Genomic DNA, 23,472 nt, shown 5'->3' on the forward strand with positions numbered 1-23,472 from the left:
CATACGCAGTGGATCAGTCATTCGATCAAGCGCGGCTGACCCGCCCGCCCATGGCGGAGGCGGGCCGTGGCCGCGTCTCAGGGGTCAGGCGAGGGCGACCAGGTCCGCGTAGTCGGCGCCCCACAGGTCCTCGACGCCGTCCGGCAGCAGGATGATCCGCTCCGGCTGGAGCGCCTCGACGGCACCCTCGTCGTGGGTGACGAGGACGACGGCGCCCTTGTAGGTGCGCAGCGCGCCGAGGATCTCCTCGCGGCTGGCCGGGTCGAGGTTGTTCGTCGGCTCGTCGAGCAGCAGCACGTTCGCCGAGGAGACCACGAGAGTCGCGAGGGCGAGACGGGTCTTCTCGCCGCCGGAGAGGACACCGGCCGGCTTGTCGACGTCGTCGCCGGAGAACAGGAACGAACCGAGCACCTTGCGGACCTCGACCAGGTCGAGGTCGGGGGCGGCGGAGCGCATGTTCTCCAGGACCGTGCGCTCCGGGTCGAGGGTCTCGTGCTCCTGCGCGTAGTAGCCGAGCTTGAGGCCGTGGCCCTCGACGACCTGGCCGGTGTCGGGCTGCTCGGCGCCGCCGAGCAGCCGCAGCAGGGTCGTCTTGCCCGCGCCGTTGAGGCCGAGGATGACCACGCGCGAGCCCTTGTCGATGGCGAGGTCGACGTCGGTGAAGATCTCCAGCGAGCCGTACGACTTCGACAGCCCCTCGGCCATCAGCGGCGTCTTGCCGCAGGGCGCGGGCTCGGGGAAACGCAGCTTGGCGACCTTGTCGGAGACGCGCACCGCCTCCAGGCCGGCGAGCAGTTTGTCGGCGCGCTTGGCCATGTTCTGCGCGGCCACCGTCTTGGTCGCCTTCGCCCGCATCTTGTCGGCCTGCGCGTTCAGCGCGGCGGCCTTCTTCTCGGCGTTCTGGCGCTCGCGCTTGCGGCGCTTCTCGTCGGCCTCGCGCTGCTGCTGGTAGAGCTTCCAGCCCATGTTGTAGACGTCGATCTGGGAGCGGTTGGCGTCGAGGTAGAAGACCTTGTTGACGACCGTCTCGACCAGGTCGACGTCGTGGGAGATCACGATGAAGCCGCCGCGGTACGTCTTCAGGTAGTCGCGCAGCCAGACGATCGAGTCGGCGTCGAGGTGGTTCGTCGGCTCGTCGAGCAGCAGGGTGTCGGCGTCCGAGAACAGGATGCGGGCGAGCTCGATACGGCGCCGCTGACCGCCGGAGAGCGTGTGCAGCGGCTGGCCGAGCACGCGGTCGGGCAGGTTGAGCGCGGCGGCGATGGTCGCGGCCTCGGCCTCGGCGGAGTACCCGCCCTTGGTGAGGAACTCCGTCTCCTGGCGCTCGTACTGCCGCATGGCCTTGTCACGGGTGGCGCCGGTGCCGGTGGCGATCCGCTCCTCGTTCTGCCGCATCTTGCGGATCAGGGTGTCCAGGCCGCGCGCGGACAGGATGCGGTCGCGGGCGAGCACGTCGAGGTCGCCGGTGCGCGGGTCCTGCGGCAGATAGCCGACCTCGCCGGAGCGGGTGACGGTGCCGCCGGCGGGGATGCCCTCCCCCGCGAGGACCTTGGTGAGGGTCGTCTTCCCCGCGCCGTTGCGGCCGACCAGACCGACGCGGTCGCCCTTGGCGATACGGAAGGTGGCGGACTCGATGAGGACACGGGCGCCGGCGCGCAGCTCGATGGCGGAGGCGGAGATCACGGACATGCTCCTGGGGCGGATGGGTGACGGGATGGGCGGCTGAGGACGTTCCCGCCGTCTATTGCGCGAGGAGAATGGCCATGGGGCCAAGTCTAACGGGGCCGTGCAAGCACTTTTTCTGCGTGCGGGTGTTCGGCGCTGTGATGCTCGCCCCGCCGTTCGCCGCCCAGGGGGGTGCGGTGGGGGGTGATCCTGCCCAGCTCGTCGACGGCGACGATCTCGCCGGTCCAGTCGTCCGTGGTGGCGCACGGCTGGGCGATCAGCAGGGCGCCGTCGTGGCGCACCCCGCGCGCGGGGGCGAAGGCGCAGCCCGGGCGGGCGGGCAGCACCCAGCGCAGGTCGCCGTCGGCGAGGCGGTACGCGGCGACGCGCCGCGGGGTGACGACGGCGAGCACCCGGGGGCCGAGGACACGCAGCACGCCCGCTCCTCCGCGGCCCGCGAGCCAGGGCGCCGCGTCGGGCAGCGCCCGGTGCCAGCGGACCGCGCGGCCGTCGTCCCGCACGGTCGCGGTGACCAGTCCGTCGTCCCAGAGGGCGATCGCGTCCCCGCGCGCGGGGAGCACGACCAGCGGTCGCCGCCCCTCGCGCGCGTAGGTCCAGCGGGGGTGCCCGGTCGCCGTGTCGTACGCCTCCACCGTCGCCCCTCGCGCGCGCAGCGCGGGCCGCGGGCCGTGCTCCACGCGTGCGTGGACGGTGAGGCGGTCCCCGAAGGGCGCGGAGCGTGCCTTGTGGGCCGCCACGAGAAGCGGCACCGCCAGGAGGAACGCGAGGGCGGCGGGCAGGAACGCCCGGGCGGTGCGGCGCCCGGCGTCCCGGCGCGGAGGCCGCCCGGCGCCGCGCGGTGCGACCGCCGGGGTGGCCGGAGGAACCGTGCGAGGAAACGGGGCGACCGGGGCGCCCGGGACGGTGGGCGGGGCCGGGGTCACCGGGCTCGCGGAGCCAGCCGGGGTCACCAGGCCTGCGGGGGCGGGCGGGGTCACCAGGCCTGCGGGGGCGGGCGGGGTCACCAGGCCTGCGGGAGCGGGCGGGGTCACCAGACCTGTGGGGCCAGCCGAGGTCACCAGACCTGCGGGGCCAGCCGAGGTCACCACACCCGTGCAGGCGGCCGAGGCCACCAGACCCGTGGAGGCGGCCGAGGTGTCCGGGGCCGTGGGCGGCGCGTCCGGGACACCGATGCGCGCGACGACCACCTTCTTGCCCCCTCGCCCCGACGGCCACGTTCGGCGGCCCGCGCAGGGAGCACGGACCGTCCCGGGTGTTCCGACGGTCACGGACCGTCCCACCCATGGGACAGGCGCAGAGCGTAGACGCGCGGGCCGCGGGAGGCCGACGACACGACGGGCGGGGGCGGGCGCGTAGCCCGTTCGGACCTCCGCCCGAATGGCCGGGCGTCCGGGGGCGTACGAGGATGGCGGCAGGGAGTGACGTGCGGCAGAGGGTGGTGTGCGCATGCAGTTCGACGACGACGCCGACCTGGACACCTCCGAGGTCCAGGATGTGCGCGGCAGTCGAATCCCCGGCGGCAGAGCGACCGTCGGCGGCGGCGTCGCCGCGCTCATAGCCCTGATCCTCGGTCTGTTCTTCGGGGTCGGCCCCGACCAGCTCGGCCTGTCCTCGGGCGACGGCCAGCCGGACGCGGCGAGCTCCTCCCTCGCGCAGGTCCAGCAGACCTGCAAGAAGGGAAGCGACGCGAACACCAAGGAGGACTGCCGCATGGTGGCGGTGGTCAACAGCGTCCAGGACTTCTGGACACAGGAGTTCGAACGGCGCAGCGGCACCTACACGCCCTCCCCGACGGTCTTCTTCACCAACCGGGTCGGCACGGCGTGCGGCACGGCCACGTCCGCCGTCGGGCCCTTCTACTGCCCTGGCGACCGGAAGGTCTACCTGGACCTCGGCTTCTTCGACGAACTGCGCGACAAGTTCGGCTCCAGCGGCGGGCCGTTCGCCCAGGCGTACGTGGTGGCGCACGAGTACGGGCACCACGTGCAGGACCTGATGGGCACGCTGGCCAAGGCGCAGGACGGCGTGACCGGCGCGAACAGCAACTCGGTGCGGACGGAGCTGCAGGCCGACTGCTACGCCGGGGTGTGGGCGAGCCACGCGACGACCACGAAGGACCCGGTGACCGGCAAGGCGCTGCTGACCAGCCTCACGGACGCCGACATCCGCGACGGCCTGGACGCGGCGGCGGCCGTCGGGGACGACCGGATCCAGGAGAGGTACCAGGGCCGGGTGACCCCGGAGACCTGGACGCACGGCTCCTCCGAGCAGCGGCAGCAGTGGTTCTACCGGGGCTTCAGCAGCGGCGACATGGCGCAGTGCAACACGTTCCGCTGAGCCGCCGTTCCCCCCGTCCGTACGCCCCGTCAGATCACGTGCTCCGGCGGCTTGCAGGCTCGTCCGGGTCGCACGTGCGGCCGGTCGCCGTCGTGGCGGCCCGCGATCGGCGGGGCGTTGTCAGTGGCCGGTGCAAGACTGGGCGACAGGTCGAGATCCGGCGGCGGGACCAGAGGAAGTGATCGGCATGGCAGGTTTGGACGGCGGGCGCCCGAGCATCTACCCGACCCTGCTGTACGCGGACGCGAAAGCGGCCATCAGGCAGCTCACGGAGGCCTTCGGCTTCACCGAGGCGTCGGTGTACGAGGGCGAGGACGGCACGGTGATGCACGCCGAGCTGGTCCAGGGCCACGGCGCGGTGATGCTGGGGTCCAAGGGCCGCGGCGGAGTGTTCGACACCGCGATGAAGGACGCCGGCCCCGCCGGGGTGTACGTGGTGGTGGACGACATCGACGCCCACCACCAGCGGGCCGTGGACCACGGCGCCGAGATCGTGATGCCCCCGACCGACCAGGACTACGGCTCCCGCGACTACATGGCCCGCGACCTGGAGGGCAACATCTGGAGCTTCGGCACCTACGCCCCGGAGACAGGGGCGTAGGGCTCCAGGACCGGCTCGCCGAGCGCGTCCGTCAGCTGCCTCCGGTGTGCACCTGGAAGGCCGCGCGGCGTACGGCCTTGGCGAGCGCCGGATCCGGGTGGGCGGCCGCGAGCGCGACCAGGACCTGCACCGTGCGCGGGTGTCCGACCGCGCGGACCGCGTCGAGCAGCGCGGGCACGGTCGGCTGCACCGCCGACTCCAAATGCCGTACGAGGAGCGGGGCTTCGCCGTGGTCGGCGACGGCGGCGGCGGTGTCCACCCACAGCCAGGTCGCCTCCTCCCGGGTGAGCACCTCGTGGGCGTCCTCGGGGTCGTGGCCGTCGTGCTCGGCCAGCCACAGCAGGGCGTACGGACGCAGCGGGGTCTCCCCGGCCACGGCACGCACATCGGGCTCGGCGGGGGCGCCGACGACGCGCAGGGCTTCGAAGGCGAGGCCGCGGGTGAGGGCGTCCTCGCCGCGGGCGGCGTCGAGGAGTTCGGTGACCGCGCTGCCGACGGGACGGGCGGCGAGCCAGGCGCGGTACTCGGCACGGGCGGCGTTCGGGCGCAGCTGGGCGCAGCCCCGGAGCATGTCCTCGGCGGACTGCTCGATGTTCCCGGCGGGGCTCTGCGCGGCGACGCAGATCTGCTCCAGCTTGACCCAGACCGCCCAACTGCCGAGCGGGGTGAGGGTGGCCTGTCCGTCCCCGTAGGTGAGGGCACCGACGGAGGCCAGGGCGTGCAGGGACCAGTCGAGGAGGGGGGCGAGTTCCGCGTCCGGGACCTCGGGGCCCTCCGGCGCGGCCTCGGGCTGGGGGCCGTAGGAGACCTCGCAGCGCGCGGTGCGCAGTTCCGTGACGCGCTGCTCCAGCAGGTCGAGAAGCTGCTCCATCGGGACGGGGCCGGCGGAGAGCTGGAGGAAGGAGAGCACCTGGGGCATCGCGGAGACGACCTCGGCGACGGCGGCCGGTTCGCGGTCCTCGGGTTCCGGGTGGGCGAGCGACCAGGCGTCGAAGAGGGCGACCCAGCCGCGCAGGACGGCGCTGTCGTCGCGGTTCCAGGCGCGCAGCCGCCATCCCGGGCGGGCGCTGTCGCCGTGCACCTCGACGAGGCCCGCGAGGCGTGCCGTGTCCCAGTCCGCGCGGACCTGAGCCGTGCTCAGCCCGAGGTCGGCGGCCGCGCGTTCGGCGGTGGCCTCGGACAGGATGCCCTTGCCGTCGGGGGTTCCGCCGTCACGGCCCGGGCGCAGGGCGGCGTCCGCCCAGCGGGCGACGCGGGCCGCGCCGGCCAGGAGGCTGCGCGCCGTGCGGGCCAGCTCCGCGGGCGGGGGCGTGCCCTCGGGCGGCCGCGGTGCGGGGCGGCGCGTGCGGCGCTGGGTCACCGCTCGGGGGGCGGCGGCCAGGGGCCGTGGGCTGACGAGTCGGAGCCTGGAGTCGCGCGGATTACGGGACGTCACGGGTGCAGTCTTCCGGTTGACGGTCCGAAAACCCAAACGGAATGCCACGGAGGGCGACGGGGGTGCTCGCGGGGCGGGGCTCCGGGCGCTCTTCACACGCGGGAACGGGCCGTCGCGGGAGTCGTCCGAGGCCGAACCGGAAGCGGGTGCGCGGCCCCCGCCGGAGGGGTTCTCGCGAAGCGGCGGAAGAGCCCGCCCCGGGCTACATCAAGGGGGTGAGGAAGCGGCGCAGCGCCTCCTCGTAGGTCTCCGGGTCGGCGTTCCACATGGCGCCGTGCGGGGCCTGCGGGACGGTGTGCAGGGTGACCAGGTCGGGGCGGCGCTGCGCGAAGCGGCGCGAGGGCCCCCAGGGGGCGATGGTGTCGTCCGGCCCGTGCACCAGCAGGGTGGGCACCTTGAGGTGGTCGGGATGCGCGCCGTCGAGCCGCTCGTCGCGCAGACCGGTGCGGCCCTGGGCGGCGCGCACCGCGAGGGGCAGCAGGGCGCCCGGTGTGTGGCGGGCCGTGGCGAGGGCGCGCAGCGTGGCCTTCCAGTCGAGGACCGGGGAGTCCAGGACGAGCCCGGAGATCCGCTCGCGCAGGGCGGAGCGCGTGGCGGCGAGCAGGGCCATGGTGGCGCCGGTGGACCACCCGTACAGGACGACCTGTTCGGCGCCGTACCGCACGGCGTAACGGATGGCGGCGTCGAGGTCGCGCCACTCGGTCTCGCCGAGGTGGCTCAGCCCGTCCTGGGGGCGGGGGGCGCCGAGGTCGCCGCGGTAGGCGATGTCGAGCACCGGGAAGTGGTAGCGGTTCAGGAACTCCATGACGTTCATGGGGTGCTCGCGGGTGGTGCCCAGGCCGTGCACGGCGATCACCCAGGTGTCGCGGACGGCGGGCACGAACCAGGCGGGCAGTGCGCCGAGTTCGCCGGGGATGTCGACGTCGGCGGTCTCCAGGCCGAGGGCGGAGCTCGGGTCGCCGATGTGCAGGTTGGGGGTGAGCCACACCTTGTCGCCGGGTTCCAGGGCGCCGTGGGTGACGCGCTCCAGACGGCGCACGACCGTGTCGGCGGGGTGGGGCGTGCCGCGCAGGACCGGGCCGACGACCGCGTGGGAGCCGTTGCCGGCGAGGCCGTAGGTGCCCGGACGCAGTGAGGCCAGATCACGGGTGAGCGTGATCCCGCCGGACGTCGTGGCGTGCACGGTGAGCCGGGGTTCGGTGGGCAGGGGCCGACCGGGTGACGCCTTCAGTGCGGCGTCGCTGGCGAACCGGCCCGCCGCCACGGAGGCTGCGCCCGCGGCGATGGCTACGGTGACGGCTGCGGCCGTCGCTTTGACAGTGCGCACGGGTTCAGTCTCCCGGGGGAGCCCGCGGTCGGCCAGTGGGAGCGCGGGGGCACGCCCGCGGAAGAGGGGTCGTCTCCGTGGGGCTGGGCGCGCCGGGCCCGGCACCGCCGGAGTGGTCCGCGCGGGCCGAGCGCCGCGTCGCTGGGAGGGAATCCCTCCCCCGGCCGGGCGGGCAGGGCTCCGCCGGAGCGCGGGCTCGGCACCGCCGGAACAGTCCGTCTCGGCAAAGCGCCACGGCGGTGGGAAAGGCTCTCCCGGCCGAGCGCCACGGCGGAGGGAAGGGCACCCCCGGCCGGGGATGCCCTGTTCTGCGTGGCCTCCGTGTCCGGAGTCGGCCGGAGGAGTGATGGTGGCGGTCGGGGCTACGGTTTCTGGCCGTAGGTCTTCAGCTGTTCGGCCGCCCGGGTCACCTGGGCCGGGGTCAGCAGGTTCGGGGTGAGGCCGGGGACCGACGCGGCGAGGAGCCAGACGCGGGACATCCACTCCAGCTGGGCCGTGCGGTCGTACGCCTGGGACAGGGAGGCGCCGTGGGCGACGGTGCCGTGGTTCTGGAGGAGGCAGGCGCTGCGGCCGTCGAGGGCCCGGAGCATGTTCTCGGCCAACTCCGCGGTGCCGTACGTCGCATAGGGGGCGACACGGACCGGTCCGCCGAGGGCGCCGGCCATGTAGTGGATCAGCGGGAGCTCGGGGACGAGCGTCGAGACGGCCGTCGCGTGGGCCGCGTGGGTGTGCACGACGGCGACGGCGTCCGTGGCGCGGTAGACCGCGAGATGCATCGGCAGTTCGCTCGTCGGCAGCAGCGAACCGAGCACCTGCCGCCCGTCGAGGCCGACGCCGACGACGTCCTCGGGCGCGAGACGGTCGTACGGCACTCCCGTCGGTGTGACCAGGACGGTGTCGCCGACCCGGACCGACACGTTGCCCGACGTTCCGACGACCAGCCCGTCGGCCACTGTCCGACGGGCCGTCGCCACGAGCTCCTCCCAGGCCCGCGCCACCGCGTCCCGCGCGCCCCTCGTGTCCCGCGCACCCGTGGCCTGTGCTTCCTCCCGCACGTCCCGTGCGTCCCGCCGCTGTTCAGCCATGCCGCGATCCTGCCAGCAGGCGACCTCGACATGGCGCGGGCGAGGGCACTTTAGGCCGGAGCCCACGCCTCCGTAAGGGCACATATGGGCACGGATCACCCTCCCAGGCGGATTGGCCGGTGATCGACCTCTGATCACGGATCTTCCAGTAGCCTCTGGGGGATTTGTCGTACACGTCGCCATTCCGGGGGGAAATATGGCCCGTGATCACAAACCACTCCGTCGCCACGTCCGCGCCGCCGCCGCGACGGCCGTCGTAGCGACGCTCACCGCGGCGGGCACCGCCCTCACTTCGCTCCCGGCCGTCGCCGCGGGCAAACCCAAGGGGCACGACGTCTCCTCTCACCAGAAGAACGTCGACTGGCAGAGCGCCAGGGCGAAGGGCGCGCGGTTCGTCTACGTCAAGGCGACGGAGTCCCACACGTACCGCAACCCCTATTTCAGCCGGCAGTACAACGGCGCGCGCAACGCGGGCATCCTCCGCGGCGCCTACCACTTCGCGGTGCCGGACAAGTCCTCCGGCACCACCCAGGCCGCGTACTTCGTGCGCAACGGCGGCGCCTGGCGCGCGGACGGCTGGACGCTGCCGCCCGCACTGGACATCGAGTACAACCCGTACGGCAAGCGCAAGTGCTACGGCCTGAGCAAGGCCAGGATGGTGAGCTGGATCAAGGCGTTCAGCGACGAGGTCAAGCGGCAGACCGGCCGCCGCCCGGTGATCTACACGACCACGCACTGGTGGAACACCTGCACCGGCGCCAGCCGGGCCTTCGGCGCGAACCACGCCCTGTGGCTGGCGCGCTACGACTCCGCGGACGCCGGCACCCTGCCCGCCGGCTGGTCGTACTGGACGTTCTGGCAGTACGACAACAGCGGCAGCCTGCCGGGTGACCAAAATCTCTTCAATGGGTCCATATCCGGACTCAAGCGGCTCACCCGAGGCTAGACACTGGTAGCGGAGCCCGATATTCCACCTGCGTTCGAGGAACGGGGACCCCTCCGGCACAAACGGAGGGGCGTCCCGCCGATTGAGACACCCCACAGTCCGCCTCAGTTCATCTTCCGTTCACCCAGGTTGCTTACGGTCCACATGCCACTGACGTCCAACAGAAGCCTGGGTAAATGGAACACATCACGCTCCTCCTCGGAATCGTGATCGTCACCGCTCTCGTGTTCGATTTCACGAACGGTTTCCACGACACTGCCAACGCGATGGCGACGACCATCTCGACCGGCGCTCTCAAGCCCAAGACGGCGGTGGCCATGTCCGCCGTGCTGAATCTCGTCGGTGCGTTCCTCTCGGTGGAGGTCGCCAAGACGATCTCCGGCGGAATCATCAACGAAGAGGGCATACGCACCGAAGTGATCTTCGCGGCGCTCGTCGGCGCCATCCTCTGGAATCTGCTGACCTGGCTCCTGGGTCTGCCCTCCAGCTCCTCCCACGCGCTCTTCGGCGGCCTCATCGGTGCCGCCGTCATGTCGGCGGGCTGGTCGTCGGTGAACGGTTCGACCGTCGTCACCAAGGTGCTCATCCCCGCGGTGGCCGCGCCGCTCGTGGCCGGAATCGCCGCCATGCTGGCCACCCGGCTGACCTACCGCATCGGCGGTCGCGCCGAGGGGAAGGCGACCGCCAAGGGCTACCGCGCCGGCCAGATCGCCTCCGCCGGCCTGGTCTCCCTCGCCCACGGCACGAACGACGCGCAGAAGACGATGGGCATCATCACCCTGGCCCTGGTCACCGGCGGCGTCATCGCCCCCGGCTCGAACCCTCCCACCTGGGTCATCGTCTCGGCCGGTATGGCCATCGCGCTCGGCACCTACCTGGGCGGCTGGCGCATCATCCGCACCATGGGCAAGGGCCTCACCGACCTCGCGCCGCCGCAGGGCTTCGCCGCCCAGACCAGCGCCGCGACGGCCATCCTGGCCTCCTCGCACATCGGCTTCTCCCTCTCCACCACCCAGGTCTGCTCCGGCGCCGTGATGGGCTCGGGCCTCGGCCGCAAGGGCGGTGTGGTCCGCTGGTCGACCGCGACCCGCATGTTCGTGGCCTGGGGTCTGACCCTGCCGGCCGCGGGCCTGGCCGGTGCCTCCGCCGAGTTCCTGACCAAGCAGGGCACCTGGGGCATCGTCCTCACGGGCGTGCTGCTGGTCGCCGGCGCCGGCGTCATCTGGACGCTGTCGCGCCGCCAGCCGGTCACCGTCGACAACGTGAACGACGTCGACGCCGAGCCCGCGGGTGTCGTCACCACGGCGATGGCCGCCGTCGCCGTGCCGCCGGCCGGCCCGGTCACCGCGGCCGACACCGAGCTCAAGGCCACCATCCCGGTGCCGGACCCCGGTCCCTCCGCCGAACCCACCCGCCCGGCCACGGTGTAAGGAACGAACAGCATGAACATCGACTGGGCAGCTCTCGGCTCCGTCTTCGGAGTCAGCCTCGGGGCCACCGTGGCACTCGTCGGCCTCTTCACCCTCGGCATCGTCGGCCTCTCCAAGCGTGAGTCGGCGTCCGCCCGGGGCGACTCGGCGGCCCTCGCGGTCACCGGCGCGTACGCCTGCTTCGCGGCCTGCGCGGCGGCGGTGGCGTACGGGATCTTCATCATCGTCTCCTGACACGGGCGACGCTCCGGCGCACGAAGGGCGGGTACGGGACACGTTGTCCCGTACCCGCCCTTCGTCGTGCCGGGGCCCGCGCGCGAAGGGACGACAGGTGGTCGCGCGCAGCGGGATGCGTTCCGGGTCGCCGGAGGGCGGTCCGCGGGCCCGCGCAACGGCCCCGGCACACGGCGCAATTCGGTCTTGGCGGGCAGCCGGGCGTGGTGGCGGTGTGGGGCTCAGCACACTCTCTCCTCGCAGGTCAACAGCAAGTTGACGGCTGTTCTCGCCCCGTGGTGGACTGCCGGAGCCAAGTACGGCGGCAAGAGAGGAAGCCGGTGCAAGTCCGGCGCGGTCCCGCCACTGTCACCGGGGAAGAGATGTCCCGGGAGCCAGGAACTCTCACCGCCGGTCTAGTCGAACCAGGGCGTGGACACCCTGAGTGAGGACATGTCGCCATGCACGGCTGCCCAAGTGCTCTGCGCAGAACGCGAACGACGGTTGAGACCGACCTGACGGCCGGCTGAACCGATGCGTGCCGATCGCGTCTTCGCGTACGGCGCCGCCGCCGGCCTTCTCGGCGACCTGCTGCTCGGCGATCCTCGCCGGGGGCATCCGGTCGCCGTGTTCGGGCGGGCCGCGGGCGCCGTGGAACGGGTGTTGTGGCGGGACGACCGCGGACGGGGTGCGCTGCACACCGTCGTGTGCGTCGGCGGTGCCACCGCCCTCGCCGCCCTCGCGCACCGTGCCGTCCGGCCCTCCCCCACCGCCTCCGTCGCGCTGACCGCCGCCGCCACCTGGGCCGTCGTCGGCGGCACCACACTCGGCCGTGAGGCGCGGGCGATCGGCTCGGCGCTCGCCGCCGGCGACGTGGAGGCGGCCCGGGAACGGCTGCCGCACCTGTGCGGACGCGACCCCCAGGCGCTGGACGCCGACGGGATCGCGCGGGCCGTCGTCGAGTCCGTCGCCGAGAACACCTCCGACGCCGTGGTGGGAGCCCTGGTGTGGGGGGCCGTCGGCGGTGCCCCCGGTCTGGTCGCGTTCCGCGCCGTGAACACGCTCGACGCGATGGTCGGGCACAAGTCGCCCAAGTACCGGCGGTACGGCTGGGCTTCCGCGCGGCTCGACGACGTCGCCGGCTGGCCGGGGGCGCGCCTGACCGCCGTTCTCGCGACCGTCGCCGGTGGCGCCCCGCGCAGCGCCGCCCGCGCCTGGCGCACCGACGCCCGCAAGCATCCGAGTCCCAACGCCGGTCCGGTGGAGGCTTCGTTCGCGGGGGCGCTCGGGGTGCGGCTCGGCGGGACGCTCTCGTACGCGGGCCGGGTCGAGCACCGGCCCGTCCTCAACGGCGACGGCCGTGCGGTGGCCGTCGCCGACATCGAACGGGCCGTACGGCTGTCGCGTCGCGTGGGCTGGCTGGCGCTGGGCGCGTGCGCCGTCGGGCGGACGCTCGTCGGGCGCGCCGCCGCACGGCGGCGAGGGGCCGGGGCATGACCGGGGAGGGGTACGCCATGGATGCCGGAGCGCGCGAAGGAGCCGAGTCATGAGCGGCGGACTGCTGATCGCCGGAACGACCTCCGACGCCGGCAAGAGCGTCGTCACCGCCGGGATCTGCCGGTGGCTGGTGCGACGGGGCGTCAAGGTCGCGCCGTTCAAGGCGCAGAACATGTCCCTCAACTCGTTCGTCACCCGTGAGGGCGCCGAGATCGGGCGCGCGCAGGCCATGCAGGCGCAGGCCGCGCGCGTGGAGCCGACCGCGCTCATGAACCCCGTGCTGCTCAAGCCGGGCAGCGACCGGAGCAGTCAGGTCGTGCTCATGGGCAAGCCCGTGGGCGAGATGAGCGCGCGCGGCTACCACGGCGGCCGCCAGCAGGCGCTCCTCGGCACGGTCCTGGACTGTCTGACCGAGTTGCGGGGCACGTATGACGCGGTGATCTGTGAGGGGGCCGGCAGTCCTGCCGAGATCAATCTGCGGCGCACCGACATCGTGAACATGGGCATCGCCCGCAATGCGGGGCTGCCCGTGCTCGTCGTCGGCGACATCGACCGCGGCGGTGTGTTCGCCTCCTTCTTCGGGACGGTCGCGCTGCTGTCGCGCGAGGACCAGGCGCTCGTCGCCGGGTTCCTCGTCAACAAGTTCCGCGGTGACGTGTCGCTGCTGGAACCCGGACTCGACATGCTGAAGGACCTCACCGGGCGGCCCTCCTACGGTGTGCTGCCGTTCCGGCACGGCCTCGGTATCGACGAGGAGGACGGGCTGCGGGTGTCGCTGCGCGGAGCGGTCCGCGAGTCGGAGGTCACCGCCCCCGTCGGCGAGGACGTCCTGCGGGTCGCCGTCTGCGCGGTGCCGCTCATGTCGAACTTCACGGACGTCGACGCGCTGGCCGCCGAACCGGGCGTGGTCGTGCGGTTCGTGGACCGGGCCGAGGAACTCGCCGACGCCGACCTGGTCGTGGTGCCCGGGACGCGGGGGACCGTGAAGGCGCTGGAGTGGCTGCGCGCACGCGGACTCGCCGACGCGCTGCTGCGCCGGGCCGCCGAGGGGCGGCCCACGCTCGGCATCTGCGGTGGCTTCCAGCTGCTCGGCGAGCACATCGAGGACGACGTGGAGAGCCGCGCCGGGCACGTCGACGGGCTCGGACTGCTGCCGGTGCGGGTGCGGTTCGCGCACGAGAAGACACTGACCAGACCGGTCGGTGAGGCCCTGGGTGAACGGGTCGAGGGATACGAGATCCACCACGGTGTCGCCGATGTCACCGGTGGGGAACCCTTCTTGGACGGATGCCGGGTCGGCTCCGTGTGGGGCACCCACTGGCACGGCTCGCTGGAGTCGGACGGATTCCGGCGGGCCTTCCTGCGCGAGGTGGCCGCCGCCGCGGGCCGCCGCTTCGTGCCGGCCGCCGACACGTCGTTCGCGGCGCTGCGCGAGGAGCAGCTGGACCGGCTCGGCGATCTGATCGAGGAACACGCGGACACGGACGCGCTGTTGCGGCTCATCGAGTCGGGCGCGCCGCAAGGACTGCCTTTCATTCCACCGGGAGCGCCCGCATGAGCACAGTGTTGTTGTTGTCGACCGCCGACACGGATCTGCTGGCGGCCCGTGCCTCCGGTGCCCCCTACCGGATCGGCAATCCGACCCGGGTGGACGTCGTGGCGGAGCTGCCCGCTCTGCTCGACGGCGCCGACGTCGCCGTCGTACGGCTGCTGGGCGGAAAGCGCGCCTGGGAGGAGGGCCTGGCCGTGCTGCGGGCGTCGGGTGTGCCGACCGTCCTGCTCGGCGGCGAGTCCGTGCCCGACGCCGAGTTGATGGCCGAGTCGTCGGTGCCCGCCGGTGTGGTCGCGGAGGCGCTGCGCTATCTGGTGGAGGGCGGCCCGGCCAACCTCACCGAACTGGCGCGGTTCCTCTCCGACACCGTGCTGCTCACCGGGGAGGGCTTCGAGGAGCCGCACCGGACGGCCGAGTTCGGTGTGCACGGCGAGCGCGCGGTCACCGAGGGCCGCCCCACGGTCGGCGTGCTGTTCTACCGGGCCCACGAGCTGTCCGGGAACACTGCGTTCGTGGACACGCTGTGCGACGCGATCGAGGCGCGGGGCGCCAACGCGCTGCCGGTGTTCTGCGGTTCGCTGCGCGGCGCGGACCCGGGCCTGTACGAGATCCTCGGCAGGGCCGACACGCTGGTCGCCACCGTGCTCGCGGCGGGCGGCACGCACGCCTCGCGGGCGTCCGCGGGCGGCGACGAGGAGGCCTGGGACGTCGGCGCGCTCGCCGACCTGGACGTGCCCGTCCTCCAGGGGCTGTGCCTGACCTCCTCGCGGAGCGCCTGGGCAGCCTCGGACGCCGCCCTGTCCCCCATGGACGCGGCGATGCAGGTCGCCATCCCGGAGTTCGACGGGCGGCTGATCACGGTGCCGTTCTCCTTCAAGGAGCAGGGCCCGGACGACGTCCCGGTGTACGTCGCCGACCCCGAGCGGGCGGCGCGGGTCGCCGGGATCGCGGTGCGGCACGCCCGGCTCAGGCACAAGCCGAACGAGGAGAAGAAGCTCGCGCTGGTCTTCACCGCCTACCCGACCAAGCACTCGCGGGTCGGCAACGCGGTCGGTCTGGACACGCCCGCCTCGGCGGTGCGGGTCCTGGACGCGCTGCGGGGCGCGGGGTACTCCCTGACCGAATACCCCGACAACGGCGACGAGTTGATCCACCGGCTGATCGAGGCGGGCGGCCACGACGTCGAATGGCTCACCGAGGACCAGCTGGCCGCCGCTCCCGCCCGGGTGCCGCTCGCCGACTACCGGGCCTGGTTCGACGAGCTCGACCCGAAGCTGCGGGACGCCATGCTGGAGGCATGGGGCGAGCCGCCAGGCAGCCTGTACGTCGACGGGGACGAGATCGTGCTCGCCTCCCTGCAGTTCGGGAACGTCGTCGTGATGATCCAGCCGCCGCGCGGCTTCGGCGAGAACCCCATCGCGATCTACCACGACCCCGACATGCCGCCCTCCCACCACTACATGGCGGCCTACCGGTGGCTGGAGAACAGTTTCGGCGCCGACGCGGTCGTCCACATGGGCAAGCACGGCACGATGGAGTGGCTGCCGGGCAAGGGCCTCGGCCTGAGCGGGGGTTGCGCGCCGGACGCCGTGCTCGGCGAGCTGCCGCTGATCTACCCGTTCATCGTCAACGACCCCGGCGAGGGCACCCAGGCCAAGCGCCGCGGGCACGCCACCGTCGTCGACCACCTCGTGCCGCCGATGGCGCGCGCGGACACCTACGGCGACCTGGCCAAGCTGGAGCAGCTGCTCGACGAGTACGCGCTCGTCTCCGACCTGGACCCGACGAAGGCCCCGGCGGTGCGCGCGCAGATCTGGACGCTGGTCAAGGCGGCCGAGCTGCACCACGACCTGCACGTCGACGAGCAGCCGGGCGACGACGACTTCGACGAGTTCGTCATGCACATCGACGGCTATCTGTGCGAGATCAAGGACGTGCAGATCCGGGACGGCCTGCACGTCCTCGGTGGCGGTCCCGAGGCCGAGCCGCGCGTGAACCTGGTGCTGGCCGTGCTGCGCGCCTCGCAGGTGTGGGGCGGCACGGCGAACGCCCTGCCGGGTCTGCGGGCCTGTCTGGCCGCGCACTTCGGCCTGGTCGAGAAGGAGCTGCTCGCCGAGCCGGGCGCGCCGGTCAAGGTGCCGGACGGGCTGACCGGCCTGGTCGCCGGCCCCTCCCGGACGGGAGCCGACGCGATCGACCTGCTGGAGCAGCTGTGCCGGCGGATCGCGGAGGGCATGGAGGAGCGCGGCTGGGCGGTCGCCGAGGGCCCGGGCCTCGTCCGGGAGGTCCTCGGCACCGAACTGCCGGACGCGGTGGCCGTGCTGGAGTTCGCCTGCCGTGAGGTGGTGCCGCGGCTCGCCCGGACGACGGACGAGATCGGCCACATCCTCAAGGCGCTGGACGGGGGTTACGTGCCGGCGGGGCCCTCGGGTTCGCCGACGCGCGGACTCGTCAACGTCCTTCCGACGGGACGGAACTTCTACTCCGTCGACCCCAAGGCGATCCCCTCCAGGCTGAGCTGGGAGGTCGGGCAGTCCCTCGCGGACTCCCTCGTGCAGCGCTACCTCCAGGACACGGGCGCGTACCCGACCTCCGTCGGACTCACCGTGTGGGGCACCTCGGCGATGCGCACCCAGGGCGACGACATCGCGGAGATCCTCGCGCTGCTGGGCTGCCGTCCGGTCTGGGACGACGCCTCGCGCCGGGTCACCGGCTTCGAGATCGTGCCCCTGAAGGAGCTCGGCCGGCCGCGCATCGACGTGACGGTCCGTATCTCCGGCTTCTTCCGGGACGCGTTCCCGCACGTCGTCGGGCTGATCGACGACGCGGTGCGGGCGGTGGCCGAGCTGGACGAGTCCGCCGAGCAGAACTTCGTGAAGGCGCACGCGGACGAGGACACCGCCGAGCACGGGGACCGGCGGCGGGCGACCGCCCGGGTCTTCGGCTCCAAGCCGGGCGCGTACGGCGCCGGTCTGCTGCCGCTGATCGACGCCCGCAACTGGCGTTCCGACGCCGACCTCGCCGAGGTGTACGCGGTGTGGGGCGGTTACGCGTACGGGCGCGGGCTCGACGGGCGGGCGGCGCGCGGGGACATGGAGACCGCGTTCCGGCGGATCGCGGTGGCCGCGAAGAACGTCGACACCCGCGAGCACGACCTCGTGGACGCCGACGACTACTTCCAGTACCACGGCGGCATGGTCGCCATGGTGCGGCACCTGACGGGGGCCTCCCCCGAGGCGTACGTCGGCGACTCGGCCGTCCCGGACCAGGTGAAGACCCGCACGCTGGGCGAGGAGACCCACCGCGTCTTCCGCGCCCGTGTGGTCAACCCGCGCTGGATGGCGGCGATGCGCCGTCACGGCTACAAGGGCGCCTTCGAGATGGCGGCGACGGTCGACTACCTCTTCGGCTACGACGCCACCGCCGGGGTCGTGGACGACTGGATGTACGAGAAGCTCAGCGCGGAGTACGTCTTCGACGCCGAGAACCGGGACTTCATGAAGAAGTCCAACCCGTGGGCGCTGCGCGGCATCACCGAACGGCTCCTGGAGGCCGCCGACCGCGGGCTGTGGGCCGAGCCGGACGCCGACACGATCGAAGAGCTGCGCGCCACCTATCTGGAGCTCGAAGGCGACTTGGAGGGCGACGAGAAGTGAGTACCCCGTTCCCGTTCACGGCCGTCGTCGGCCAGGACGACCTGCGGCTCGCGCTGCTGCTGAACGCCGTGTCGCCCGCGGTGGGCGGCGTGCTGGTGCGCGGCGAGAAGGGCACCGCCAAGTCCACGGCCGTGCGCGCCCTTTCGGCTCTGATGCCGGTGGTGGACGTCGTCTCCGGATGCCGGTTCTCCTGCGACCCGGCGGCCCCCGACCCGGCGTGCCCGGACGGGCCCCACGGGCCGGGGGCGTCCGAGTCGCGTCCGGCCCGCATGGTGGAACTGCCGGTCGGCGCCTCCGAGGACCGGCTGGTCGGCGCGCTCGACATCGAGCGGGCGCTCGCCGAGGGCGTGAAGGCCTTCGAGCCGGGCCTGCTGGCCGACGCGCACCGCGGCATCCTGTACGTCGACGAGGTCAACCTCCTCCACGACCACCTGGTCGACCTGCTGCTGGACGCGGCGGCGATGGGCGCCTCGTACGTGGAGCGCGAGGGCGTCTCGGTGCGGCACGCGGCCCGCTTCCTGCTGGTCGGGACGATGAACCCGGAAGAGGGCGAGCTGCGGCCGCAGTTGCTCGACCGGTTCGGGCTGACCGTCGAGGTCGCGGCGTCCCGGGAGCCCGACCAGCGCGTCGAGGTCGTCCGGCGCAGGCTCGCCCACGACGACGACCCGGAGGCCTTCGCCGCGCGCTGGGCCGACGAGGAGGCCGCGGTGCGGGCCCGGATCGTGGCGGCGCGCGCCCTGCTGCCGTCGGTGCGGCTCGGCGACGGGGCGCTGCGGCAGATCGCGGCGACCTGCGCGGCCTTCGAGGTGGACGGCATGCGGGCGGACATCGTCATGGCGCGGACCGCGACCGCGCTCGCCGCGTGGGCGGGGCGCACCGAGGTGCTCGCCGAGGACGTGCGCCAGGCGGCGCTGCTGGCGCTGCCGCACCGGCGGCGCCGCAATCCCTTCGACGCGCCCGGGCTGGACGAGGACAAGCTCGACGAGACGCTGGAGGAGTTCGGCGGTCAGGACACGGACCAGGGCGACGACGACCCGGACCCCGGGCCGGACGGACCCGGTGGCGGTGGGCAGCCGGCGCCGGACGAGGGTCCGGCCGGCGGCGACACGGCCGCCCGCCCCGAGTCCGGGGAGGGCGGGGAGCCGCAGGCCTCCGGTGCGGGCGAGCAGTCGCCGGTGCGGGCCGCGGAGCCGTTCCGCACGAAGATGCTGAGCGTTCCCGGGCTCGGTGAGGGCGCCGCCGGGCGGCGTTCGCGCGCGCGGACCGAGCACGGCCGCACGACCGGGTCGCGGCGGCCCCGCGGCGCCCTGACCAAGCTGCACCTGGCGGCGACCGTACGGGCGGCGGCGCCGCACCAGCGGGCACGCGGACGGTCGGGGCCCGGCCTGGTCGTCCGGCGCGACGATCTGCGGCAGGCGACGCGGGAGGGCCGCGAGGGCAACCTCGTCCTCTTCGTGGTGGACGCCTCCGGTTCGATGGCGGCCCGGCAGCGGATGAGCGCGGTGAAGGGTGCCGTGCTGTCGTTGCTCCTCGACGCGTACCAACGGCGGGACAAGGTGGGGCTGGTGACCTTCCGCGGTTCGGCCGCCGAGGTGGCGCTGCCGCCCACGTCGTCGGTGGACGCGGCGGCGGCGCGGCTGGAGTCGCTGCCCACCGGCGGGCGCACGCCGCTCGCCGCGGGGCTGCTCAGGGCGCACGAGGTGCTGCGGGTCGAGCGGCTGCGGGACGCGGCACGGAGGCCGCTGGTCGTGCTGGTGACGGACGGACGTGCCACGGACGCAGGGGCGGCGCGAGGCGCCTCGGGCCGGGGTGGTGGCCGGGCGACGGGCGGGACGGAGCCGGTCGCGCTCGCGGGGCGCGCGGCGCGGCTGTTCGCGGCCGACGGGATCGCGTCCGTGGTCGTCGACTGCGAGACGGGGCCGGTACGGCTGGGTCTCGCCGGGCGGCTCGCGGGTGAGCTGGCCGGTACGGCGGTGACGCTGGACGAGCTGCGGGCGGACTCGATCGCCGGGCTGGTCAGGGAAGTTCAGGGCGACAGGAGGGCCGCGTAATGCCGCAGGGACAGCCGAGCGTGGTGCCGGACGACGGTCTGACGACACGTCAGCGCCGCAACCGTCCGCTGGTCGTGGTGCACACGGGCGTCGGCAAGGGCAAGTCCACGGCTGCGTTCGGGCTCGCGCTGCGTGCCTGGAACCAGGGGTGGCCCATCGGGGTGTTCCAGTTCGTCAAGTCGGCGAAGTGGAAGGTCGGCGAGGAGAACGCGCTCAAGGTGCTCGGCGCCTCCGGCGAGGGCGGGACCGTCGACTGGCACAAGATGGGCGAGGGCTGGTCGTGGGTCCAGCGCGACGAGCAGCTGGACAACGAGGAGAAGGCCCGGGAGGGCTGGGAGCAGGTCAAGCGGGACCTGGCCGCCGAGACGTACCGGCTGTACGTGCTCGACGAGTTCGCGTATCCGATGCACTGGGGCTGGGTCGACACCGACGAGGTCGTCGACGTGCTCCGGAACCGGCCGGGGACCCAGCACGTGGTGATCACCGGGCGGAACGCGCCGGAGAAGCTCGTGGACTTCGCGGACCTGGTGACCGACATGTCCAAGGTGAAGCACCCCATGGACGCCGGTCAGAAGGGCCAGAGGGGCATCGAGTGGTGATGTCCGTCCCCCGGCTGGTCGTCGCCGCGCCCTCCTCGGGCAGCGGCAAGACCACCGTTGCCACGGGGCTGATGGCGGCGTTCGCCGCGCGGGGGCTCGCCGTGTCCCCGCACAAGGTGGGGCCGGACTACATCGATCCCGGGTATCACGCGCTCGCCACCGGGCGCGTGGGACGGAATCTCGACGCGTACCTGTGCGGGCCGGAACTCGTCGCGCCGTTGTTCGCGCACGGTGCGCGCGGCTGCGACCTGGCGGTCGTCGAGGGCGTGATGGGTCTGTACGACGGGGCCGCCGGGGAGGGCGAACTGGCGTCCACCGCGCAGGTCGCGAAGCTGCTCCGGGCGCCGGTCGTGCTCGTCGTGGACGCCTCGTCGCAGTCGCGGTCGGTGGCCGCGCTGGTGCACGGTTTCGCGTCCTGGGACCCCGAGGTGCGGGTCGCCGGGGTCGTCCTGAACAAGGTCGGTTCCGACCGGCACGAGGCGCTGCTGCGCGACGCGCTGGACTCGGCGGGGGTGCCCGTGCTCGGTGTGCTGCGCCGCGCTCCGCAGGTGGACACGCCGTCGCGGCACCTCGGGCTGGTGCCCGTCGCCGAGCGGCGGGCCGCCGCCGTCGAGGCCGTGGCGGCCATGGCCGCGCAGGTGGCCGAGGGGTGCGACCTGGAGGCCCTGGCCGCGCTGGCGCGGGGCGCCGGGGCGCTGCCCGGCGCCGCGTGGGACCCGGCCGAGGCCGTGGCCGGTCCTGTCCCTCAGACCTGGCCCGGCCCGTCTCCGGAGACCGGGCCCGCGGACCCCTCGGGGCCGCCCGGACGCTCCCGCCCCCGGGCGGCGGACGGACCGCGGCCGAGGATCGCCGTCGCGGGTGGCGCCGCGTTCACCTTCTCCTACGCCGAGCACGGTGAGCTGCTGACCGCCGCCGGTGCCGAGGTCGTCACCTTCGACCCGCTGCACGACGAGCACCTGCCGGACGGCACCGCGGGGCTGGTCGTCGGCGGCGGTTTCCCCGAGGTGTACGCGGCCGAGCTGTCCGCCAACGAGCCGCTGCGCAAGGCGGTCGCGGAGCTGGCGCTGAGCGGCGCTCCCGTCGCCGCCGAGTGCGCCGGACTGCTGTACCTGTGCCGTGAGCTCGACGGGCGGCCCATGTGCGGGGTGCTCGACGCCACGGCGCGCATGACGGAACGGCTGACGCTGGGCTACCGCGATGCCGTCGCCGTGTCCGACAGTGTGCTCGCCACGGCCGGAACACGGATGCGTGGGCACGAGTTCCACCGGACCGTCGTCGACCCCGGCGCCGGGGCGGCTCCCGCCTGGGGTGTGCGCGCCCCTGAGCGGCGGCTCGAAGGTTTCGTACAACAAGGTGTGCACGCGAGTTATCTGCACACGCACTGGGCGTCCGAGCCCGGTGTCGCCCGTCGGTTCGTGGAGAGGTGCCTGACGTCATGAGCAGCAAGCTGATCGGAGTCGGGGTCGGCCCCGGTGACCCCGAGCTGGTGACCGTCAAGGGTGTCAACGCCCTGCGCGCCGCCGAGGTCGTCGTCGTACCCGTCATGGCCGCGCCGGACGGGCAGGACGGCGGCGAGCCCGGGCGCGCGGAGGCGACCGTGCTGCACTACGTGCCCGAGGAGAAGGTCGTGCGGGTGGTGTTCGCGCTCAACGAGCGGACCGACCGGGCACGCCGCGAGGCCGCCTGGGACGCCGCCGGCGGGCGGGTCGCGGAGCTCCTCACCCGGCACGCCACGGTGGCCTTCGCGACCATCGGCGACCCCAACGTGTATTCGACGTTCACCTATCTCGCGCAGACGATCGGCGAGCTGGTGCCGGGGACGGTGATCGAGACCGTGCCCGGGATCACCGCCATGCAGGACCTGGCCGCACGGTCGGGCGCGGTGCTGACCGAAGGGACCGAGCCGCTGGTGCTGGTCCCGGTGACCGCGGGGGCCACCGTGCTGAAGGACGCCCTCGGCGGACCGGGCACCGTGGTCGCGTACAAGTTCGGGCGGCAGGCGCGGGAGGTGGCCGAGGCGCTGCGGGAGACCGGCCGGATCGACGACGCCGTGTGGGGTTCCGCGCTCGGCCTGGAGGGCGAGTCCATCCGCTCCGCGGCCGAACTGGACGGCGCCGTCCTCCCTTACCTGTCCACGCTCATCGCGCCAGCGCGACGTGACGGCACCCGCGGCGGAAAACTGTGAACCGCCCGGGCTCAGCCCGCGACACCGACCACCAGCCAGATGAAACCCACGCCCGCGACCGTGCACAGCAGGGTCGAGCGGGCCGGGTGCTCGTGGTGCGCCTCGGGGAGGATCTCCGCGGCGGCGAGATAGAGCAGGACGCCGCCGAAGAGCCCGAGATAGCAGCCGAGCACCTGCTCCGGGATGGTGAAGAAGAGCGTGGAGGCCGCGCCGACCACGGGGGCGCAGGCGTCCGCGACGAGCATCATGATCGCCTTGTGACGGGCGTTCCCGTACAGGCTCGTGATCGTGTACGTGTTGAAGCCGTCCGCGAAGTCGTGCGCGACCACCGCGAGGGCGACCGCGAGACCCATCCCGCCGCCGATCTGGAAGGCCGCGCCGATCGCGACGCCGTCCATCGCGCTGTGGCCGACCATCGCCGCGGCCGCCGTCAGGCCCACCTCGGGCGCGCGTCCGCCGTCCTCCTCGCCGCCGTGCGCGGCCTGACGATGGGCCAGCAGCCGCTCCACCAGGTGCGCCAGCAGGAATCCCGCGACGAACAGCAGCAGCGCGGCCGGTACGCCGAAGACCTCCTCGCCCGCCGCCCGGTGCGCCTCGGGCAGCAGGTCCAGGCCGACCACGCCGAGCATCAGCCCGCCGGCCAGGCCCAGGACCAGGTGGCGGCGGTCGGTCACACGCTGTGCCGTCCAGCCGCCGGCCAGCGTCATCAGGAACGCGCCGAGCGCTACGAGGACCGCCATACGCCCTTGCTATCCGATCAACCCCCGTTCGCGCACGTCCGACGGCGGATCATCCGCTGACTTTTCGCGATCACCGCATCCGCGGTGCCCGCAGCCGTAGTACTCGCACTGTGTAGGAGAGGACCGATTCCC

General features: G+C 73.4%; 18 protein-coding genes and 1 riboswitch. Of the genes, 12 read left to right on the forward strand and 6 right to left on the reverse strand.

Annotation, left to right across the window (positions count from 1 at the left end; genetic code table 11):
• Positions 1-84: 84 nt before the first annotated feature.
• Both ACSYGO_RS13290 and ACSYGO_RS13295 read right to left on the reverse strand, forming a co-directional pair.
• Positions 85-1,683 (reverse strand): ABC-F family ATP-binding cassette domain-containing protein, encoded by a 1,599-nt coding sequence (locus ACSYGO_RS13290; RefSeq protein WP_460389709.1) that lies wholly within the window; start codon positions 1,681-1,683, stop codon positions 85-87.
• 92 nt (positions 1,684-1,775) lie between these two features.
• The gene (locus tag ACSYGO_RS13295; protein ID WP_460386739.1) at positions 1,776-2,873 is read right to left on the reverse strand and encodes a PQQ-binding-like beta-propeller repeat protein; all 1,098 of its coding nucleotides are present in this window, start codon (positions 2,871-2,873) and stop codon (positions 1,776-1,778) included.
• A 259-nt stretch (positions 2,874-3,132) separates the two neighbouring features.
• Here ACSYGO_RS13295 and ypfJ point away from each other — a divergent pair, with 259 nt between their 5' ends.
• Together ypfJ and ACSYGO_RS13305 are read left to right on the forward strand one after the other, a co-directional pair.
• Entirely contained in the window at positions 3,133-4,023 is an 891-nt protein-coding gene (ypfJ, locus tag ACSYGO_RS13300; protein ID WP_426676166.1) for a KPN_02809 family neutral zinc metallopeptidase, read from the forward strand.
• A 187-nt stretch (positions 4,024-4,210) separates the two neighbouring features.
• The gene (locus tag ACSYGO_RS13305; protein ID WP_432174810.1) at positions 4,211-4,624 is read left to right on the forward strand and encodes a VOC family protein; all 414 of its coding nucleotides are present in this window, start codon (positions 4,211-4,213) and stop codon (positions 4,622-4,624) included.
• Between the two features lie 31 nt (positions 4,625-4,655).
• On the opposite strand, the gene ACSYGO_RS13310 is transcribed toward ACSYGO_RS13305, so the two are convergent.
• The 3 genes from ACSYGO_RS13310 to ACSYGO_RS13320 all read right to left on the reverse strand — a co-directional run bounded on the left by ACSYGO_RS13310 (position 4,656) and on the right by ACSYGO_RS13320 (position 8,471).
• Entirely contained in the window at positions 4,656-6,059 is a 1,404-nt protein-coding gene (locus ACSYGO_RS13310) for a hypothetical protein (protein WP_426676164.1), read from the reverse strand.
• 202 nt (positions 6,060-6,261) lie between these two features.
• The gene (locus ACSYGO_RS13315) at positions 6,262-7,386 is read right to left on the reverse strand and encodes an alpha/beta hydrolase (protein ID WP_345658985.1); all 1,125 of its coding nucleotides are present in this window, start codon (positions 7,384-7,386) and stop codon (positions 6,262-6,264) included.
• Between the two features lie 362 nt (positions 7,387-7,748).
• Positions 7,749-8,471 (reverse strand): class II aldolase/adducin family protein, encoded by a 723-nt coding sequence (locus ACSYGO_RS13320; protein ID WP_426676163.1) that lies wholly within the window; start codon positions 8,469-8,471, stop codon positions 7,749-7,751.
• 196 nt (positions 8,472-8,667) lie between these two features.
• Between ACSYGO_RS13320 and ACSYGO_RS13325 the strand changes: the two genes are divergently transcribed.
• From ACSYGO_RS13325 to cobI, 10 genes are all read left to right on the forward strand, one after another.
• Positions 8,668-9,417, forward strand: coding sequence for a lysozyme (locus ACSYGO_RS13325; protein ID WP_460386740.1), 750 nt, complete (start codon positions 8,668-8,670; stop codon positions 9,415-9,417).
• A gap of 176 nt (positions 9,418-9,593) precedes the next feature.
• A complete protein-coding gene (locus ACSYGO_RS13330; RefSeq protein WP_426676161.1) occupies positions 9,594-10,847 on the forward strand; it encodes an inorganic phosphate transporter in 1,254 nt (417 codons plus the stop codon).
• Positions 10,848-10,859: 12 nt separating this feature from the next.
• Positions 10,860-11,081, forward strand: coding sequence for a hypothetical protein (locus tag ACSYGO_RS13335; RefSeq protein WP_095933436.1), 222 nt, complete (start codon positions 10,860-10,862; stop codon positions 11,079-11,081).
• 262 nt (positions 11,082-11,343) lie between these two features.
• A riboswitch (cobalamin riboswitch) is annotated at positions 11,344-11,484 on the forward strand.
• A 110-nt stretch (positions 11,485-11,594) separates the two neighbouring features.
• Positions 11,595-12,557: a cobalamin biosynthesis protein gene (locus ACSYGO_RS13340; RefSeq protein WP_432174813.1), complete on the forward strand. Its 963-nt coding sequence runs from the start codon at positions 11,595-11,597 to the stop codon at positions 12,555-12,557.
• Positions 12,558-12,606: 49 nt separating this feature from the next.
• Positions 12,607-14,115, forward strand: a complete 1,509-nt coding sequence (locus ACSYGO_RS13345) for a cobyric acid synthase (protein WP_460386742.1) — start codon at positions 12,607-12,609, stop codon at positions 14,113-14,115.
• Positions 14,112-17,765: a cobaltochelatase subunit CobN gene (cobN, locus tag ACSYGO_RS13350; RefSeq protein WP_460386743.1), complete on the forward strand. Its 3,654-nt coding sequence runs from the start codon at positions 14,112-14,114 to the stop codon at positions 17,763-17,765. The genes ACSYGO_RS13345 and cobN overlap by 4 nt, the downstream gene beginning before the upstream one ends.
• Positions 17,762-19,816: a putative cobaltochelatase gene (locus ACSYGO_RS13355; protein ID WP_426676157.1), complete on the forward strand. Its 2,055-nt coding sequence runs from the start codon at positions 17,762-17,764 to the stop codon at positions 19,814-19,816. Before cobN ends, ACSYGO_RS13355 begins: the two co-directional genes overlap by 4 nt.
• A complete protein-coding gene (gene cobO / locus ACSYGO_RS13360; RefSeq protein ID WP_426676156.1) occupies positions 19,816-20,415 on the forward strand; it encodes a cob(I)yrinic acid a,c-diamide adenosyltransferase in 600 nt (199 codons plus the stop codon). Before ACSYGO_RS13355 ends, cobO begins: the two co-directional genes overlap by 1 nt.
• Positions 20,415-21,854, forward strand: coding sequence for a cobyrinate a,c-diamide synthase (locus ACSYGO_RS13365; RefSeq protein ID WP_460386744.1), 1,440 nt, complete (start codon positions 20,415-20,417; stop codon positions 21,852-21,854). Before cobO ends, ACSYGO_RS13365 begins: the two co-directional genes overlap by 1 nt.
• The gene (gene cobI, locus ACSYGO_RS13370; protein ID WP_432174818.1) at positions 21,851-22,600 is read left to right on the forward strand and encodes a precorrin-2 C(20)-methyltransferase; all 750 of its coding nucleotides are present in this window, start codon (positions 21,851-21,853) and stop codon (positions 22,598-22,600) included. Before ACSYGO_RS13365 ends, cobI begins: the two co-directional genes overlap by 4 nt.
• 11 nt (positions 22,601-22,611) lie before the next feature.
• Here cobI and ACSYGO_RS13375 read toward each other — a convergent pair whose 3' ends face one another.
• Positions 22,612-23,340, reverse strand: a complete 729-nt coding sequence (locus tag ACSYGO_RS13375) for a ZIP family metal transporter (RefSeq protein WP_460386745.1) — start codon at positions 23,338-23,340, stop codon at positions 22,612-22,614.
• Positions 23,341-23,472: the final 132 nt, after the last annotated feature.

Source organism: Streptomyces krungchingensis (genome assembly GCF_054729265.1).

Coding starts and splice junctions, on each gene's coding strand:
- ypfJ (WP_426676166.1), top strand. CDS start 3,133: ATGCAGTTCGACGACGACGCCGACCTGGACACCTCCGAGGTCCAGGAT.
- ACSYGO_RS13305 (WP_432174810.1), top strand. CDS start 4,211: ATGGCAGGTTTGGACGGCGGGCGCCCGAGCATCTACCCGACCCTGCTG.
- ACSYGO_RS13320 (WP_426676163.1), bottom strand. CDS start 8,471: ATGGCTGAACAGCGGCGGGACGCACGGGACGTGCGGGAGGAAGCACAG.
- ACSYGO_RS13325 (WP_460386740.1), top strand. CDS start 8,668: ATGGCCCGTGATCACAAACCACTCCGTCGCCACGTCCGCGCCGCCGCC.
- ACSYGO_RS13330 (WP_426676161.1), top strand. CDS start 9,594: ATGGAACACATCACGCTCCTCCTCGGAATCGTGATCGTCACCGCTCTC.
- ACSYGO_RS13335 (WP_095933436.1), top strand. CDS start 10,860: ATGAACATCGACTGGGCAGCTCTCGGCTCCGTCTTCGGAGTCAGCCTC.
- ACSYGO_RS13340 (WP_432174813.1), top strand. CDS start 11,595: ATGCGTGCCGATCGCGTCTTCGCGTACGGCGCCGCCGCCGGCCTTCTC.
- ACSYGO_RS13345 (WP_460386742.1), top strand. CDS start 12,607: ATGAGCGGCGGACTGCTGATCGCCGGAACGACCTCCGACGCCGGCAAG.
- cobN (WP_460386743.1), top strand. CDS start 14,112: ATGAGCACAGTGTTGTTGTTGTCGACCGCCGACACGGATCTGCTGGCG.
- cobO (WP_426676156.1), top strand. CDS start 19,816: ATGCCGCAGGGACAGCCGAGCGTGGTGCCGGACGACGGTCTGACGACA.
- ACSYGO_RS13365 (WP_460386744.1), top strand. CDS start 20,415: ATGTCCGTCCCCCGGCTGGTCGTCGCCGCGCCCTCCTCGGGCAGCGGC.
- cobI (WP_432174818.1), top strand. CDS start 21,851: ATGAGCAGCAAGCTGATCGGAGTCGGGGTCGGCCCCGGTGACCCCGAG.
- ACSYGO_RS13375 (WP_460386745.1), bottom strand. CDS start 23,340: ATGGCGGTCCTCGTAGCGCTCGGCGCGTTCCTGATGACGCTGGCCGGC.